We start from the raw sequence: 16,351 nt of genomic DNA, 5'->3' as shown, positions 1-16,351 counted from the left end.
CGAACTGGGATAGCGAGAAGTTTGGTCTTTGGAAGGTATCTAGCGGGACTTTTTGTGTTTGGTTGAAATTTTAGCTATAAGCTTTTAGCTGTCAGCTATCAGCTTTTTTAGGAGCGAGAATCGTTTGACGCAGCAAATATTGTGAGTAGAAAATTTGAAAGCTTTTTAACTACTGAAATATTTGGAGGATAGTATCTTAAATTATTAAAAAAACAGCGTCAAATTTTAATTTATTTCCAAAATTTATATCTTTATAAAGCATTTGAATACTTATTTGAAACTCATTCTTTACTGTTAACTGTCAACCGTTAACTTAGAACTGAAAAACTATGGAAACTAAAAGTTGGAGAGACATTAAAGACAATGTCTACGGCGAACAAGGAACGCTCAGACGAGATGAATTAGACAGAGATTTTGAAGGCTTTAAAATAGGATTGCTGTTAAAGAAAGCGAGAGAAGAACAAAATCTAAAACTGAATTAGATTTAGAGCAATCAGCTGACAGCCTTTAGCCTTTAGCAAAATGTATGTCCCTGATATAGGTTGACCACTTTTTACAAAAGTCAACACTTATGAAAGCAAATTTAAAAACTTTAAAAAAGCAACGTAATTACTCAGAAGAGTTTAAGCGTCAGATTGTGGGAGATTTCGAATCTGGTCGATTTAGTGTCCGCCAACTAGAGAAATTACACGGAGTATGCAACGTCACAATTTACAATTGGATTTATAAATTCTCTACCTTTAATGAGAAAGGATCAATTATCGTAGAAATGAAAGACAGTAGCACTCACAAACTCAAAGAAATGCAGGCACGTATCCAAGAATTGGAAGCAATTGTTGGGCGAAAACAAATCACAATTGATTATCTGGAAAAGATAATCGATGTAGCTAGCGACGAACTCAATATTGACATTAAAAAAAAGTCCAACACTCCACAATCAACTGGTTCAAAGCAAACAAAAGAGGTTTAAGGTTTAGTCTGAACCAACTGTATCGCGCTGTAGGAATAAGCAAGCAAGCTGTTTACCAGTACGAACGCAGACAGGCTATTTTTGACCGACAATTACTACAGCTTGTAGCTGAGGCCGATGATCTTCGCGAGGATCATCCAGGCTGTGGAGTAGAAAAGATGTATCAAATCTTAGAACCAAGTTTTATTGGACGTGATAGATTTATCGGCACTATGATGGATCTTGGCTATAGGATTAGGAAAGTTAAGAATTACAAACGTACTACTGTAGCGGGAAAGGTAGTATATCCTAACCTGATAAAAGGGCTAGAAATAACTGCTCCGAATACAGTGTGGCAGTCTGATTTAACATACTTGCCGGTAAACAATAAACATTATTACGCAGTATTTATAATTGATGTATACAACAAAAAAATAGTTGGTTATGAAGTGTCAGATAATATGAGGGCTCTAGCAAATGTAAAAGCCCTTAAAATGGCTCTGCAACACAATAAAGCTCCCACTATCCATCATTCAGACCGAGGTAGTCAATATACATATCATCAATATATAGATCTACTGAAGATAAATAATACAAAAATTAGTATGTCATTAAGTGGCTTAGACAATGCTTACGCAGAACGCATCAATAGAACGATAAAAGAAGAGTATCTAAGTTATTGGAAGCCCAAGAACTTCAATGAATTAAAACGCTGTGTTAAGAAGGCAGTAAACAATTATAATCAAATAAGAGTACACAAAAATCTTCCTAAAATGAGCCCAAATAATTTTGAAAAATATTGGGCAACATTAAAGTTAGAAGACAGACCGAAATTTACTATTTTTAACTATGAATCATTAACTAAAAACGGTCAACACTAATTAGGGATGTTCAAAAACGACTTAAAGAATGAAAAAAATTAGTCGGAAAATCCAAGTTTTATATTTTTGCTAAAACACATTTGCACCAAAATTACTTCACAACCAACATTTACTGTAATAAATCCTTTGTTCGCAACTGCAACTAGCTAAAAGCTGATTGCTGACTGCTGACCGCTAATAGCTGTCAGCTAATCACTAATAATCTTTGGAACGATATATGTATTACTTTCAACTAGCAACTGTTAGTTTGGGAATTTGACGAAATGTTTCGAAAAGAATAATTCGACTTTGTCGAAGAAGTTAGTAAGCTAACAGCTGATAGCTAAAGGCGGACCGCTCCCAAACCGTAAACCGTTAACTACAAATAACTTGTGAACGCAATAACCAAATTTCAATTCCAAAACTATTTTCATCAAGCAATGAAATTTCTAGTCTAATTTTTCGTTTCTAAACTGAGATTAATCTAACTTTGAAAAAGATTTTTTTTTACCACCTATAATATATGAATACAACCATACCAACCTTCGCTAGACAAGATAAACTTAAGTTTTTCAGAACTTTAAATTCACGTGTAAATTCTTATTTTAAAGATAATAACATCAAAAAAACAGGAAATTGGAAGATTTACCTGAAAACAGTTATTCTATTTACAATATTTCTCACACCCTATTTCCTAATATTATTGCTTGATCTTTCAATTTGGCTACACCTTTTATTGAGTGTTGTCATGGGGGTTGGAATGGCAGGAATCGGAATGAACGTCATGCACGATGGGAATCATGGTGCGTATTCGACCAAGTCTTGGGTTAATAAATTTATGGGTGGAAGCATTTACGTATTAGCCGGAAATGTTCATAACTGGCAGGTGCAACACAATGTTTTGCATCATACTTATACCAATATCAAAGGCCACGATGAGGATCTTGACGCCGGAAGAATCATCCGTTTTACTCACGAAACTGAGTGGTTAAAGATTCACCGTTTTCAACATTATTACTCTGTATTTCTTTACGGATTGCTAACTTTCAATTGGGCAATTACCACAGATTTTAAACAAATGCGGAATTACCTTAAACGTAAATTATCTTACGGAGAAGCAAAAAGTCCGAAGATTCTTTGGACCACGCTGATCATTACCAAAATCATTTACGTATGTATTTGGATTGTGCTTCCGATGGCAATCGGAATCACGTGGTGGAAAGTGCTTCTAGGATTTTTTATCATGCACTATACTGCAGGATTGATATTGAGTATCGTATTCCAATTAGCCCACGTGGTTGAGGAGACTGCCAATCCTGTTCCGAATGAAGATGGCGAGCTTGAAAACACTTGGGCTATTCATCAATTATATACTACAGCCAACTTTGCCCCAAAAAATGCGATCGTCAACTGGTTCACTGGCGGACTTAACCACCAAATCGAGCACCATATTTTTCCAAATATCAGCCACGTGCATTACGGGAAAATTGCCGAAATCGTTAAGCAAACTGCAGCTGAATGCAATTTGCCTTACCACGAATTTAAAACTACGAGAGAGGCTATTGCAGCTCACTTTCGACACCTGAAACATTTGGGAATGAAGCCTGCAATTACCGCTTAAAATTAAGAATCATACAAAAATTCAACTAACTAGAAACGTCAACTAACAATTGCCCAATGAACAACCTTTTATCAGACAGAATAAATAAACTTTCAACATCACAAACCCTAGCAATGGCGGCACTTGCCCGCGATCTCAAAGCACAAGGACGAGATATAATTAGCCTGAGTTTGGGCGAACCTGATTTTAATACACCCGACTTTATCAAAGAAGCGGCAAAAGAAGCAATTGATCAAAATTACAGCACTTATTCGCCAGTTGACGGATACGCAGATTTGAAAGAAGCGATTTGCAAAAAATTCAAAAGAGACAACGATTTAGATTACAAACCTTCAAATATTGTCGTTTCTACAGGTGCAAAACAGTCACTTTACAATATTGCACAAGTAATGTTAAATGATGGTGATGAGGTTATACTTCCAGCCCCTTACTGGGTTTCATACTTTGAAATTATCAAAATGGCGGGTGGAATTCCAGTGGAAGTTCCAACTTCTATTGAAAGCGATTTCAAAATTACCGCAGCGCAATTAGAAGCAGCAATTACCCCAAAAACAAAGATGGTTTGGTACAGTTCGCCATGCAATCCTAGTGGATCTGTATATAGTCGTGAAGAGTTGACCGAGTTGGCAAAAGTATTAGAAAAACACCCTAACATATTCGTCGTTTCAGACGAAATCTACGAGCATATTAATTTTTCGGGCACTTTTTGCAGCATCGCTTCCATTCCAGGAATGCTAGAAAAAACGATAACTGTCAACGGCGTTGCCAAAGCATTCGCGATGACTGGATGGAGAATTGGATATATTGGAGCACCCGAATTTATCGCAAAAGCGTGCACTAAAATGCAAGGTCAAGTGACGAGTGGCGCCAATTCTATCGCGCAACGTGCAACGATTGCGGCGGTGGAGGCAGATCCGAAAGTGTTGAATTATATGGTTGAGGCTTTTCATAAAAGACGCGATTTAGTAGTTGGGTTAATTCAGGATATTCCAGGACTCAAAATCAATGTTCCCGAAGGCGCGTTTTACGTATTCCCAGATGTTTCCTACTATTTTGGCAAAACACTGAAAGGCACTCATATTAAGGATGCAACCGATCTTGCCATGTATCTTTTGGCCGAAGCAAATGTTGCAACAGTAACAGGTGAAGCGTTTGGAAATCCAGATTGCCTGCGACTATCGTATGCCACAAGCGAAGAACAATTGACAGAAGCTTTCCGCCGAATCAAATTAGCATTAACAGAGAAATAATATTTTTCTTTTGGGCGTGCCACCGCCTCCGCAGGCTACAGCGCTGTCAGGCTGTCCACTGTATCTTTCCTGCCCAAAAAAGGGCAGCAAAGGATGCCGTTCCCATCCTTCACGCAGACCACGGTACCATTGAAATAAATTGCCACTAAACATAGCATGAAATATAAATATCAGAAAGAGGAAATTCAGTTTCCTCTTTTTTTGTGACTTATTATAACAGTTGAAAATCACACTCTACTGTAAAAATTGCCTAAATTAGCACAGCAAAAAATCTAACTGGAATTATTTGCTTATACAATTTAAAACATCAAAAAATGAAAAATCTATCTATCTTCCTATTATTACTAACCGCTTCTTTTAGCTTCGCTCAAGGAAAAGTTGAACTTAATAAACAAACGGTCGAAGCATCTTGTGGTCAATGTCAACTTGGACTTGAAGGACACGGTTGTGATCTTGCAATTCGCTACGAAGGAAAATCTTATTTTGTAGAAGGTGAAAAATCCATCGAAAGCTTTGGAGATGCACACGCAAAAGATGGTTTTTGCAATGCTATCAGAACAGCAGTTGTAACAGGAACAATCCGCGATGGAAAGTTTTATACGACAGATTTCGACTTGAAAAAAGTTGATGAAAAAGCAAAGAAATAACAAAACTTTTGTCCATTTCCGTCTAGATTTAGAAATAGCGGTTATTTGAGCATTTACGAAAATCAAAAAAGAATGAAGCAAATACTTTACAAAGCCGATAGCCGAGGTTATGCAAAACACGAATGGCTAGAAACGTATCATACTTTTAGTTTTGCAGGTTATCACGATTCAAGCCGAATGAATTTTGGAGTTTTGCGTGTTCTTAACGATGACATTATTGACGGAGGAAGAGGTTTCGGAATGCATCCTCATAATAATATGGAGATCATCACCATTCCTTTTGAAGGCGCACTTAGTCATCAAGATGATATGGGAAATTCAAAAGTTATCGAGACCAACGATATTCAGGTAATGAGCGCTGGAACAGGTGTCACGCATAGCGAAGTAAATGAAAGCAGTAATCAGCAAGTAAAGTTATTTCAGATTTGGATTTTTCCGAATAAGCAAAATGTTATGCCTCGTTACGATCAGATCAATATAGATCCATCTGGAAGCATCAACAAACTTCAACAGATTTTATCTCCTAATCCAGACGATGAAGGAGTTTGGATTCACCAAGATGCTTGGATGTTTATAGGTGATTTTGAAAGTGGAATCCAGACAGATTACAAAATCAGAAAACCTGGCAATGGCGTTTTTCTAATGTCTATTTCTGGGGATGTTCTGGTGGGAGATACTCTACTTAATACCAAAGACGCAATCGGAATTTACGATACAGACCAGATTTCTATTCAAGCGAAAAGCCAAGCGAAATTCTTGATTATCGAAGTGCCGATGAGTTTGTAAATACTAATATTATTGAATTCTGAAATAGGTCGCTTTCTTAAAAAGTGAGTTTTTTTGTGCATTCAAAATACTATATACAGATCAGGATTTATAATTAATACTGTCGCATAGAGCAACTAACGTTCTCACTCTACAAGCAGTTTGGGATTAAACTAAGCCTTATCTTCGGATTTGCCAAATCTTCCGAATACAAAACCAATTTCAAATTAAGTCCAATACCCAAATTGCTTATAGTGTGTTTTACCAGCAGTATCTTACGATATCCATGTATCTTCAATCTTTACTACTTTCCATTTTCCATTAATTTTTTTCAGATAAACTTTGTAACCAAGTCCACAATTTGCACCACATCTATATGAAACTTCTAAACTTCCATTTTCTTTGGTTTTATCAAATGTTATATATGAAAATGACATTACACCAATAAACTTCTTATATTTTTCTGTCCAATTTGTATAATTTTCAAATTTTGGTAATTCATTAAAATCTTTGAAAATAAATTTTTGGGTATTGAGTTTTTCCACGTCTGTAAATCTCTTATCTACTGCAATAATTAGATTTAAAGTATCCTTTTCTATCGCGTTTATTTCGGCAAGAAAATCAGGGTCATTTTCTTGAGCTTTTGTTGGAATTCTGGTGTAAATCCTTTTGTCAGTATAGGTTGAATCAACAACATTTATAAAAACTTGTTCAAATACTTTCTGTTCAAATTCAAGATTTGAAATCGCTTTTTCCGGTTCAGTGTTTTTGCACGCAATTAGCGTAATAAGTAAAAAAGTTAGAATTTTTGTAGGGTGCTTCATAATATTGCTGTTAACTAATGTACATTGGAAATATACGGTCTTTGAATATAAGATCATACTAAATATTTTTATTCATATCTCTAACATTTGCACAAGAGGATACTGAATTATTTAAAATCATCAATCCAACCAAACCTCTCATTCATATATTTCTCTTTATTACTTCTTAGAAATTCCAAATATGCTTCTGCAGCTGGCGACAATTTTTTAGACTTTAGCCAAATTAGACTCCGATAGCGCGGATTTACTTCGTCAGTTCGGCTAGCGCCTCGGGTGCAATCCGTGCCCGCCACAATAAGAATTCTAGTAATTTCGAAGTTTTAAAATAAATACAACAAAACGACATCCAAATCATTCTCCATTTCAGCATAATTTCTAGCTGAACTAAAGTAATAATGCTCCGGCGAGCTTACTACTAGCTCCTCTACTGGATCATTGTGAATGTAACTGATTTTCTGCTTTATAAATGAATTGCTATAAATATGTTCGGCATGATAACCATCTTGCCATATTTTGTATTCTTGATTTCGCTTCAATTGTGCACACGCTTCTTTAAATGAATCTAATAACCATTCTCTTCTACTTTCAGGTTCTTCGATAATTGCTCGAATGATTTTCTTAGAGGTAAACTTTTTAAATCTCTGATAATATCTGAAAGGATAAATCCATCAGTTCCTTTGCATAGAAGATGAATATGACTACTCATAATAACGTAAGCATAAATTTCCAATCCTTTATTTTGCTGACAATATTTTAAAGCATCAATTATTACTTTTTTCTGACTTAAGCGTGTAAAAACATCAATCCAATCGACAACGGTAAGAGTAATGAAGTATGCGTCTTCAGTCGTTGTAGCTTTATATTTTGTCGACATTTTTTAATTTTATATTATTTGAATGCCAATTTGTTGTTCGCGGGCACGGATCTTAAATCCGGGCTATCTACTCTGCTTAAATTTAAACAAAACAAAAGAAATTCTTTTACTCTTCTTGGCGGGCACGGATTGCACCCGAGGCGCTAGCCGAACTGACGAAGTAAATCCGCGCCATCGATGCGACTTAGTTTTACTTAAAATAAATAACACAATTCTCTCAAATTTGTTTGCGGGCACGGATTAAAAATCCGCGCTATCGAAGCGAGCACTAGATTTGATACTAAACTTAGATGTTTTTTTCACAATCAAAGTTGAGAAAATTATTTGAATATAAATAGCATTTCATATCTTTGAATTAAATTTATTTACAAATAAACCACTCTTATGCAGACAATTAACATCACAGCACATCCTGAAAACGATGCTCAAATAGAAGCAATTAAATCTGCGTTAAAAGATCTGAAAATCAAATTTGAGATTTCGAACGAGCAACAGTATGATCCTGAGTTTGTGAAAAATATTTTGGAAGCAGAGCAAAATATTCAACAAGGAAAAGGATTAAAAGTCACTTCCAAAGAATTTGATGAGTTATGGAAATAATACTTTCAGAAAAAGCACAAAAAGATATTAGACATTGGAAGAAAACTAATAATACAAAAATTCAGGAAGAAATTAAAGGATGCAATAATTTCAAATCCTTATCAGGGAATTGGAAATCCTGAACCGTTAAAACATCAACTTTCTGGAAAATGGTCTCGCAAAATTGATAAAGTGAACCGTTTTATTTACGTCGTAGAAAATAACACACATTATATCTTCAGTTTGAAAGGACATTATTGAATTATCCTTTTTTCAATTGTAATTCAATTACGGTTCGAAGCAGAATAATTATTTACTGAATTTCTCCATTTGTTCAATAGAATCTTCAAGTCTTCTTCTGTTTGCTTTTGTTGATAATAAGTGCTGTGTTTCAATCATTGCGTTGTATTCTTTGATTGAAATAATAACAACCGCATCATCCTCTTCATTTCTGGAAACGATGATCGTCTCTGATGATTCAGCAACTTCATCAAAATAAGCTTTGATATTTTTTCGCAATGTTGATATCGTTACCTTCATAATTCTATTTTATGTTACGTACGTTCAAGTGTACAAAATTATAGTGATATATTGTAATTCATTTAACCTTAAACTTTTATAATCCTTTAAAATTCAACATTTGAACATTCGAGAAGTAGCAAAACACTATATCATCAGTTTTCCAACCCACAAAAACACATTCCTTTACAAAAATCCTTATTTTTGCAACTTGTCATTTATGACACATTCAAATCCAAGATTCAACAACAAAATAAAATATACATGAAAGCATACGTTTTTCCCGGACAGGGAGCACAATTTACAGGAATGGGAAAAGACTTATATGACAATTCTCCTTTGGCGAAAGAACTTTTTGAAAAGGCAAACGAAATTCTAGGTTTTAGAATTACCGATATTATGTTTGAAGGAACTGCTGAGCAGCTAAAAGAAACAAAGGTGACACAACCTGCAATTTTCTTGCACTCGGTGATTCTAGCAAAAACTTTAGGAAGTGACTTTGCTCCTGATATGGTTGCGGGACACTCTTTGGGCGAATTCTCTGCATTAGTTGCAAATGGAAGTTTGTCTTTTGAAGATGGACTTCGTCTTGTTTCGAAACGTGCTCTTGCGATGCAAAAAGCTTGCGAAGCAAAACCATCTACAATGGCTGCGGTTTTAGGCCTTGATGACAAAATTGTGGAGGACGTTTGCGCTTCTATTGATGGTGTTGTGGTTGCGGCGAATTACAACTGTCCTGGACAATTGGTGATTTCGGGCGAAACTACTGCGGTAGAAAAAGCTTGCGAAGCGATGAAAGCTGCCGGTGCAAAACGTGCACTTCTTCTTCCTGTTGGTGGTGCTTTCCACTCGCCTATGATGGAGCCTGCTCGTGAGGAACTTGCGGCAGCGATTGAAGCTACTACTTTTTCGCAAGGTTCTTGCCCTGTTTACCAAAACGTAACTGCAACTGCAGTGACTGATGCTTCTGAAATTCAGAAAAATCTAATTATACAACTAACAGCGCCTGTAAGATGGACTCAATCTGTACAGCAAATGATTGCGGATGGAGCAGATTTATTTATCGAAGTTGGACCTGGAAATGTTCTTCAAGGTCTTGTAAAGAAAATTAATAAGGAAGTTAGCACTGCCTCTGCGACTGCATAAACTCTTTTTGTTATAAAATAAAAACGCCTGTTATTTTTGATAACAGGCGTTTTTTATATTTAAAAAGTTAGAAATTAAGAGCGAATCTTCTGCTCCCATTTCCAAGCACTAGCCAAACCATCTTCTAAGGTTGATAGTGCTTTCCAACCAAGTTCTTCGTTTGCTTTGTCGGTATTGGCATAGGCAGAGGTAATATCTCCTTCTCTTCTACCAACGATTTTGTATGGCAATTTTTTACCGCTGACCTTTTCGAATGTGTTAATCACTTCAAGAACCGTACTTCCGGTTCCGGTACCAACATTAAAAGTTTCGACTTTTTCCTTATTTTTATTTTGAAGCAATCTCTTCATTGCAGCAACGTGCGCTTTGGCCAGATCAACCACGTGAATATAATCACGAACACAAGTTCCGTCAGATGTAGGATAATCATCTCCGTAAACCGCAAGTTCTTGACGCATTCCGATTCCGGTTTGGGTAATAAACGGAACTAAATTTTGTGGAACTCCAATTGGCAATTCTCCAATATGCGCGGTTGGATGGGCTCCAATTGGATTAAAATATCGAAGCAAAATAGCATTGATATTCGAAACTCTCACAACATCTGTAATGATTTCTTCACCTATTTGCTTGGTGTTTCCGTAAGGAGACATTGCAATTTGTATTGAAGCATTTTCGGTAATTGGCATTTTTTCGGCTTGACCGTAAACCGTGCAAGAAGAACTAAAAATGAACTGTGATGCTGGTTTTTTCTGCAATTCCTGCAAAACGTAAACCAATGTATTGATATTGTTTTCGTAGTAAAGCAAAGGATCTTCGACGCTCTCACCTACTGCTTTTGAAGCAGCAAAATGAATTACCGCCGAAACATCTGAATGTTTTTTGAAGAATTGCTGTACACTTTGTTTGTCCCTTAAATCCATTTCTTCAAAAATTGGAACGATCGAAGTGATTGCTTCAATACCTTCTAAAACCTCTCGAGATGAATTGGAAAGATTATCTATGATTACAACTTCAAAACCTTCATTTTGAAGTTCGACAACGGTGTGAGAACCGATGAATCCTAAACCTCCTGTAACAACTATTTTCATATTTGGTTGAATTGAAAACTAGAATCCTAGCCCTGATGGTAACGGCATCCTTTTTCTTTTTTTCTTAGAAAAAAAGAAAAAGATACAGTGGACAGCAGGAAAAAGCTCCTAAAAATTATTTGAAAAATTCTAAAATACTATCGCAAATATAACCTATTTGTTCATCTGACAACTCGGTGTGCATTGGCAGCGAAATCACTTCTTTGACCAATTGATTGGTAACCGGGAAGTCTGATTCGTTGTAATTTGGACTGCAATATGCTTTTTGAGAATGCAGTGGAATTGGGTAGTAAATCGCGCAAGGAATGTCTTTTGACAACAAATGCTGCATCAAAGCATTGCGATCTGCATCGATAATCCTAAGTGTATATTGGTGAAAAACGTGGCTATCTTTATCGCCCGTTATTATAGGAGTAATGATATTTTTATGATTTGAAAGCGCTTGACTATACTTGGCAGCAGCTGCTTGACGGGCATTGCAATATTGATCAAGGAGTGGCAATTTGGCATTCAAAACCGCTGCTTGCACGCTGTCCAAACGTGAGTTTACACCTACAACATCGTGGTGGTAACGCTCATACATTCCGTGATTTACAATTCCGCGAAGTTTATGTGCCAAAGCATCGTCATTCGTGAAAATTGCACCTCCGTCGCCGTAGCAACCAAGATTTTTGGACGGGAAAAACGAAGTTGAAGCCACGTGACCAATCGCGCCTGCTTTGATTTTAGTACCATTTTCAAAAGTATAATTTGCACCGATTGCCTGCGCATTGTCTTCGATAACGTACAAATTATGCTCCTTAGCAAGTTGCATAATCGCTTCCATATTGGCCGATTGACCAAAAAGGTGTACGGGAACAATGGCCTTCGTCTTTGGAGTAATTGCTTTTTTTATCGCCTCAATAGAGATATTAAAAGTGTCTTCTTCTACATCCACAAGTACCGGAGTAAGTTGCAAAAGCGCAATAACCTCAACGGTAGCCGCAAAAGTAAAGTCGGCAGTGATTACCTCATCACCCGGTTTTAGATCAAGCCCCATCATTGCAATTTGCAAAGCATCGGTTCCGTTTGCACACGGAATTACGTGTTTTACGTCCAGATATTTTTCAAGATTTTTCTGAAAACTCTGCACTTGTGGACCATTTATATAAGTATTGGAATCTAAAACTTCTTGGATTGAAGTGTTTACTGCGTCTTTAATTTTATTGTACTGACCTTTAAGGTCTACCATTTGAATTTTTTCCATAGTCAAGATAATTGCGTCGCTCTAGGTAATTATGTTTTTAAAAGAAACAGTGCAAAATTACAATTTAATTGACTGACAGCAATAGAAATTCTGAAAACTGACGTATTTTAGCCCTACAATCGCCTTCCTATGTTTTTTCTATACAATATACTTATTTTCCTATCTGCGAAAGTTGTAAAGCTTCTGTCTCTTTTTAATCCAAAAATGGCGCTTTTTGTGGATGGCCGCAAGGATGTTTTTGATGTTTTGAAACGATCAATTTTGACAACTGACAAAACAATTTGGTTTCACGCGGCTTCTTTGGGCGAATATGAGCAGGGTTTGCCAGTAATGGAAATGGTAAAACAGAAATATCCAAATCATAAGATAGTCCTTACATTCTTCTCACCTTCTGGATATGAAGTTCGCAAAAACAATACGATGGCTGATGTAACAGTGTATTTGCCACTCGATACTTCTCGAAATGCTGAGCGTTTCATGAATCTTGTTAATCCCGAAATCGCCTTTATTATTAAGTATGAATATTGGCCAAATTACTTAAAAGAGCTTCGGAAAAGGAAGATTAGAACTTTTCTAATTTCAGGTATTTTCCGGGAGAATCAAGTTTTCTTCAAATGGTATGGCGGATTTTATAGAGAAGCTCTAAAAACTTTTGAACGCTTCTTTGTTCAGAATGAAAAATCACAGAAACTTCTAGAGACTTTGAATTATTCCAACGTCACGGTTTCGGGCGATACGCGCTTTGACAGAGTCGCGGAAATTTTGGAAAGAGACAATCAACTAGATTTTGTATCGAATTTTAAAGGAGATTCTCACCTGATTGTTGTAGGAAGTTCGTGGCCAAAGGATGAGGAAAATCTTTTAGATTTTATCAATAGTGCTCCGGCTTTCGCCAAATTTATAATTGCACCACATAACATAAAGGAAGAGCAGATTTTGGCTTTCGCCGAAAAAATACAGGTTTTAACAATCTTATATTCGAAAAAGGGAACTGAAGATCTTTCCACTTTTAAAGTATTAATTGTTGATACCGTAGGACTACTGACAAAAATTTACAGTTATGCTGATATTGCTTATGTGGGGGGTGGTTTTGGAAATCCAGGCATTCATAATATATTAGAACCAGCCACTTTTGGAATTCCGATTGTGGTTGGTCCAAACTATAGCCATTTTGCGGAAGCGGTGGAGATTATAAAAATTGATGCAGCGATTTCGGTCAAAAATGCCACCGAATTGCATTCGGCTTTAAGGAAACTTTTATCTAGCCCGTTGCTTCAAAGCGAATACGGATCTAAGGCTTCTCAATTCGTTCAGAAGCATAAAGGCGCAACAGAAACAATTTTAAATTATTTGCAGAATGACAACATTTAAATCACTAGAACATCAGGAGATTCCAACGATTGTGGCATTGATGACCGACTTTTATCAAATTGATGGTTACCCCATAGATCCCAACCTTTCAGAAAAACTTTTTGCCGACTTCATCGAAAAGCCAGATCTGGGTCGCGCTTGGATTATTTATGAGGACCAAGAAGTGGTTGGCTACTTAATTTTGGCCTTTATGTTTAGTTTTGAATACGGCGGAACGATTGCATTCTTGGATGAATTATACCTAAACGAAAAGTCGCGCGGAAAAGGTTTAGGCAAGAAAGCGGTCGCATTTGTTCAGGATCAAGCGGCAAAATTTAACTTAAAATTACTCTATCTGGAAATTGAACATCACAATTCAACTGCACAAAAATTGTATCTTGCGGCTGGTTTTGAACTGCATAACCGCAATATCATGCGATATAATATAAATTAATTATCAATTATTAAATCACTCACTATGAAGTTTTTAAGGTTATTCCTTTTATTATTTGTCATATCGACGCAAGCCCAACAAGGAGGAATGTGGGTTCCATCTTTGCTTAAAGGTATGAATGAAGCCGAAATGAAAAGTTTGGGTATGAAGATATCTGCTTCGGATATTTACGATGCCAATAAACCTGGAATCAAAGATGCCGTTCCACACTTTAATGGTGGATGTACTGCCGAAATGATTTCGCCGAAAGGCTTATTATTAACAAATCACCACTGTGGTTATTCGCAAATTCAGTCGCACTCTTCTGTAGAGAACGATTATCTTGAACAAGGATTTTGGGCAATGAGCTTGGAAGAGGAGCTTCCAAATCCTGGAGTTGACGTTACTTTTGTTATCAAAATTGAAGATGTAACTACTCAGGTACTTGCCGGAACAGAAAATCTTACAACTGAAGCTGAGAAACAAAAGAAAATTGAAAACAATATATCTATTCTCTCTCGTGATTTTCCAAAAGAAAAATGGCAAGGTGCAAAAATCAAAAACTTCTTTGACGGAAATCAATACCTATTATTTGTAACCGAAACTTTTGATGACGTTCGTCTTGTAGGAGCGCCACCAACCTCGATTGGTAAATTTGGATCTGATACTGACAACTGGGTTTGGCCACGTCATACAGGAGATTTCTCTTTGTTTAGAGTTTATGCAGACAAAAATAATCGTCCAGCAAAATATTCTAAAGACAATATTCCTTACACACCTAAGCACTTTTTACCAATCGCAATTGACGGGTTCAAGAAAGACGACTTTACAATGGTAGTAGGATATCCTGGACGTACTCAAGAATATCTTCCTGCCGTTGCAATTGAGCAGATTTTGAATGACTTAAACCCAGCAAAAATTGAAGTTCGTGACGCAGCTCTCAAAGTAGTAGACGGATTTATGCGAAAAGATCAAGCAATCAAAATTCAGTACGCCTCAAAATATGCAAGCATCGCCAATTACTACAAAAAATGGATTGGGGAAAGCAAAGGACTTAAGAAGTCCAATGCTGTAGCAGTTAAAAAAGCGGAAGAAAAAGAATTTTTACAGAAAGTAAAAAAGGCAAAGAAACAGGCTGAGTACGGAAATATCCTTTCAGACTTTGATAAAACCTATGCAGAAATTGCTCCTTACGCTTTGAGTAGAGACTATTTTACCGAAGTTTTCTTGCGTAATATAGGACTAACTGAAACAGCTTTTAAAGTCTATCAATTAGAAAGAATTTTAGCAGATAAAGGCGAGCAGTCTTTTAACGATCGAAAGCAAAACCTGATGGATGGAATGGGCGCTTTCTACAAAAACTTCAATAAAACGGTAGATGAGAAAGTATTTGAGCAACTGATCGCGATATACTCAACGCAATCTCCAAAGCAGTTTGTACCAGCTTCATTGCAAAACATCAACGCAAGTGAATTATCAAAAAGCGTTTATGCAAATACTAAACTGGGATCTTACGAAGGTTTAAAAGAACTACTAACAGGAGATTCGAAAACGGTATTGGCTAAAATGAAGAATGATCCCGCAGTTGCACTTGTAAAAGCAGCAGCCGACAAATATTTTGCAGAAGTAGCTCCAAAATTCGAAGAATTAGATCTTAAAAATATCGCTACACAGAGAACGTATATGAAAGCATTGTTGGAAATGAATCCAAAAGCGAGAATTTTCCCAGATGCTAATAGTACTTTGAGAGTCACTTACGGTAAGGTCCAAGGATACGAGCCAGCAGACGCCGTGTATTATGAGCCAGTAACATATCTTGAAGGTGTGATGGAAAAATACGTACCTGGAGATTATGAGTTTGATGTTCCAGCAAAATTGATTGACCTTTACAACATGAAGGATTACGGTCCTTATGCAGAGAATGGGAAACTACCAATCAACTTTATTGCAACCAATCATACTACTGGAGGAAATTCTGGAAGTCCTGCAATTGATGCAAGAGGGAATCTTATTGGGTTAAATTTTGATCGAGTTTGGGAAGGTACAATGAGTGATATTTATTACGATCCAGCTATCTGCCGTAACATTATGGTGGACATAAGATACGTATTATTTATCATTGACAAATACGCAAATGCCAAACACTTGATAAACGAAATGAAAATCGTGAAAGCAAAGAAATAGTAGCAAAATAGGCTAT

Annotated in this window: 17 protein-coding genes and 1 pseudogene; 13 read left to right on the top strand and 5 right to left on the bottom strand. The window is 36.5% G+C overall.

Features of this window, described 5'->3' with window-relative positions:
- Positions 1-329: 329 nt before the first annotated feature.
- From SBO79_RS05385 to SBO79_RS05355, 7 genes are all read left to right on the top strand, one after another.
- Positions 330-482 (top strand): hypothetical protein, encoded by a 153-nt coding sequence (locus tag SBO79_RS05385; protein ID WP_318642667.1) that lies wholly within the window; start codon positions 330-332, stop codon positions 480-482.
- 89 nt (positions 483-571) lie between these two features.
- Positions 572-970: a transposase gene (locus SBO79_RS05380; RefSeq protein ID WP_318642665.1), complete on the top strand. Its 399-nt coding sequence runs from the start codon at positions 572-574 to the stop codon at positions 968-970.
- On the top strand, positions 937-1,830 hold the full coding sequence (locus SBO79_RS05375; protein WP_318643448.1) for an IS3 family transposase: 894 nt from the start codon (positions 937-939) through the stop codon (positions 1,828-1,830). Before SBO79_RS05380 ends, SBO79_RS05375 begins: the two co-directional genes overlap by 34 nt.
- A 502-nt stretch (positions 1,831-2,332) precedes the next feature.
- Positions 2,333-3,430 carry a fatty acid desaturase family protein gene (locus tag SBO79_RS05370; RefSeq protein ID WP_318642663.1) on the top strand — a complete coding sequence of 366 codons (1,098 nt, stop codon included), beginning with the start codon at positions 2,333-2,335 and terminating at the stop codon, positions 3,428-3,430.
- Positions 3,431-3,486: 56 nt separating this feature from the next.
- A complete protein-coding gene (locus SBO79_RS05365; protein WP_318642661.1) occupies positions 3,487-4,680 on the top strand; it encodes a pyridoxal phosphate-dependent aminotransferase in 1,194 nt (397 codons plus the stop codon).
- A 314-nt stretch (positions 4,681-4,994) separates the two neighbouring features.
- Entirely contained in the window at positions 4,995-5,327 is a 333-nt protein-coding gene (locus SBO79_RS05360; RefSeq protein WP_318642659.1) for a DUF6370 family protein, read from the top strand.
- 72 nt (positions 5,328-5,399) lie between these two features.
- Positions 5,400-6,113, top strand: a complete 714-nt coding sequence (locus tag SBO79_RS05355; RefSeq protein ID WP_318642658.1) for a pirin family protein — start codon at positions 5,400-5,402, stop codon at positions 6,111-6,113.
- Between the two features lie 254 nt (positions 6,114-6,367).
- Here the strand turns inward: SBO79_RS05355 and SBO79_RS05350 are convergent, their stop codons facing one another.
- Positions 6,368-6,973 (bottom strand): hypothetical protein, encoded by a 606-nt coding sequence (locus SBO79_RS05350; RefSeq protein WP_318642657.1) that lies wholly within the window; start codon positions 6,971-6,973, stop codon positions 6,368-6,370.
- Positions 6,974-7,236: 263 nt separating this feature from the next.
- A pseudogene (locus SBO79_RS05345) lies at positions 7,237-7,790 on the bottom strand (REP-associated tyrosine transposase).
- Between the two features lie 384 nt (positions 7,791-8,174).
- On the opposite strand from SBO79_RS05345, the gene SBO79_RS05340 reads away from it, so the two are divergent.
- Together SBO79_RS05340 and SBO79_RS05335 are read left to right on the top strand one after the other, a co-directional pair.
- A complete protein-coding gene (locus tag SBO79_RS05340; protein WP_318642656.1) occupies positions 8,175-8,390 on the top strand; it encodes a DUF2683 family protein in 216 nt (71 codons plus the stop codon).
- Positions 8,391-8,414: 24 nt separating this feature from the next.
- Entirely contained in the window at positions 8,415-8,630 is a 216-nt protein-coding gene (locus SBO79_RS05335; protein WP_318643446.1) for a Txe/YoeB family addiction module toxin, read from the top strand.
- A gap of 48 nt (positions 8,631-8,678) precedes the next feature.
- Here the strand turns inward: SBO79_RS05335 and SBO79_RS05330 are convergent, their stop codons facing one another.
- Positions 8,679-8,909 (bottom strand): type II toxin-antitoxin system Phd/YefM family antitoxin, encoded by a 231-nt coding sequence (locus SBO79_RS05330; protein ID WP_318642654.1) that lies wholly within the window; start codon positions 8,907-8,909, stop codon positions 8,679-8,681.
- 243 nt (positions 8,910-9,152) lie between these two features.
- Between SBO79_RS05330 and fabD the strand changes: the two genes are divergently transcribed.
- Positions 9,153-10,034 carry an ACP S-malonyltransferase gene (gene fabD / locus SBO79_RS05325; protein WP_318642652.1) on the top strand — a complete coding sequence of 294 codons (882 nt, stop codon included), beginning with the start codon at positions 9,153-9,155 and terminating at the stop codon, positions 10,032-10,034.
- Positions 10,035-10,108: 74 nt separating this feature from the next.
- Here the strand turns inward: fabD and galE are convergent, their stop codons facing one another.
- Both galE and SBO79_RS05315 read right to left on the bottom strand, forming a co-directional pair.
- On the bottom strand, positions 10,109-11,122 hold the full coding sequence (gene galE, locus SBO79_RS05320) for a UDP-glucose 4-epimerase GalE (RefSeq protein WP_318642651.1): 1,014 nt from the start codon (positions 11,120-11,122) through the stop codon (positions 10,109-10,111).
- A 115-nt stretch (positions 11,123-11,237) separates the two neighbouring features.
- Positions 11,238-12,368, bottom strand: coding sequence for a DegT/DnrJ/EryC1/StrS family aminotransferase (locus SBO79_RS05315; protein WP_318642649.1), 1,131 nt, complete (start codon positions 12,366-12,368; stop codon positions 11,238-11,240).
- Between the two features lie 129 nt (positions 12,369-12,497).
- On the opposite strand from SBO79_RS05315, the gene SBO79_RS05310 reads away from it, so the two are divergent.
- Genes SBO79_RS05310 through SBO79_RS05300 form a run of 3 tightly spaced genes read left to right on the top strand, consistent with a single transcriptional unit; the run spans position 12,498 to position 16,335 of the window.
- On the top strand, positions 12,498-13,739 hold the full coding sequence (locus SBO79_RS05310) for a 3-deoxy-D-manno-octulosonic acid transferase (RefSeq protein WP_318642647.1): 1,242 nt from the start codon (positions 12,498-12,500) through the stop codon (positions 13,737-13,739).
- Positions 13,726-14,172: a GNAT family N-acetyltransferase gene (locus SBO79_RS05305; protein WP_318642645.1), complete on the top strand. Its 447-nt coding sequence runs from the start codon at positions 13,726-13,728 to the stop codon at positions 14,170-14,172. The genes SBO79_RS05310 and SBO79_RS05305 overlap by 14 nt, the downstream gene beginning before the upstream one ends.
- A 24-nt stretch (positions 14,173-14,196) precedes the next feature.
- Complete coding sequence (locus SBO79_RS05300; protein WP_318642643.1) at positions 14,197-16,335, top strand: S46 family peptidase; 2,139 nt, start codon at positions 14,197-14,199, stop codon at positions 16,333-16,335.
- The last annotated feature ends 16 nt before the right edge of the window (positions 16,336-16,351 follow it).

It is taken from the genome of Flavobacterium ardleyense (assembly GCF_033547075.1).
GTDB lineage: Bacteria > Bacteroidota > Bacteroidia > Flavobacteriales > Flavobacteriaceae > Flavobacterium > Flavobacterium ardleyense_A.
This window is presented reverse-complemented; position numbering and strand designations above follow the sequence as displayed.